Origin of the sequence: Stenotrophomonas pictorum JCM 9942, from assembly GCF_001310775.1 — a bacterium.
GTDB lineage: Bacteria > Pseudomonadota > Gammaproteobacteria > Xanthomonadales > Xanthomonadaceae > Stenotrophomonas > Stenotrophomonas pictorum.
In genome coordinates, this window is sequence record NZ_BAZI01000631.1 from 1 (window position 1) to 1047 (window position 1047).

Annotated in this window: 2 protein-coding genes; both read left to right on the forward strand. The window is 69.7% G+C overall.

Annotated elements, in window-relative coordinates:
- On the forward strand, positions 1–315 hold a 315-nt coding region (locus JCM9942_RS16670), incomplete at its 5' end, for a pyridoxal-phosphate dependent enzyme (RefSeq protein WP_157723025.1).
- Positions 312–920, forward strand: a complete 609-nt coding sequence (locus tag JCM9942_RS16675; protein WP_054660954.1) for a YdcF family protein — start codon at positions 312–314, stop codon at positions 918–920. The genes JCM9942_RS16670 and JCM9942_RS16675, both read left to right, overlap by 4 nt.
- Positions 921–1047: the final 127 nt, after the last annotated feature.

The following is a 1047-nucleotide window of genomic DNA, read 5'->3' on the forward strand; positions in this document are numbered from 1 at the left end:
CGATCGTTGGCCAGCGGCCAGCGCCAGCCCGATTTCGTTCCCGCCACCGTGTGCGATGGTCTGCGTGGCGCGCTGGGCGCGCCCAATTTCGCCCTGCTGCATGGCCGGGCCAGCGTGATCACCGTGGACGATGACGCTACCGTGGCGGCGATGCGCCGGCTGTGGCAGGTGCTCAAGCAGACCGTGGAGCCGTCCTCGGCGATCGCGCTGGCCGCCATTCTGGCCGACCCGGCACGGTTTGCCGGGCGCAACGTCGGGGTGATCCTGTCCGGCGGCAATGTCGATCTGGACGCCCTGCCGTGGAGTCGTCCATGAGTGCCCGGCAACGGTCGCCGGGCCTGCTCGGATGGCTGTGGCGCCTGGGCGTGCTGCTGCTGTTGTGGCTGCTGGGGGTGGCGGCCTGGATCATCTGGGTCGGCGATCGCGACCAGGCCGCGCCGGCCGACGCGATCATCGTGCTGGGGGCGGCGGCGTATGACGCCCGGCCCTCGCCGGTATTCGAGGAACGCATCCGCCATGGGCTGGACCTGTATCAGCAGGGCTACGCCCCGAAGCTGATTTTCACCGGCGGCTTTGGCGGCGCGCGTGCCCGCTTTTCCGAATCACAGGTGGCGCGGCGTTATGCGCTCAGGCAGAACGTGCCCGACCGCGACATCCTGATCGAGACCCGCTCGCGCACCACCCGCCAGAACCTGGTCGAGGCGCGGCAGCTGATGGCCGAGCACGGCATGCACAAGGTGATCGTGGTTAGTGATCCGCTGCACATGGCGCGCGCGCTGCGGCTCTCGCGCGAGCTGGGCATCGACGCGCTGGCCTCGTCCACACCCAGCACGCGTTTTCGCAGCTTCCACACCAGCTGGCGCTTCCTGGCGCAGGAAATCTATTTCTTCCACCGCGACCTGTTCGCCAACGGCGCCTGAGCGGCCATACCGTATCGATCGGGTCCGCGCCTGCTACGCCGGCCCCCGCCGGGGCGCACGCCCTCAGCCGGGACGCACGCGAAAACCGGGCGCGCGGTGGTGGTCATGGCCAGTGCTGCGGGTACCC

Coding starts and splice junctions, on each gene's coding strand:
- JCM9942_RS16675 (WP_054660954.1), top strand. CDS start 312: ATGAGTGCCCGGCAACGGTCGCCGGGCCTGCTCGGATGGCTGTGGCGC.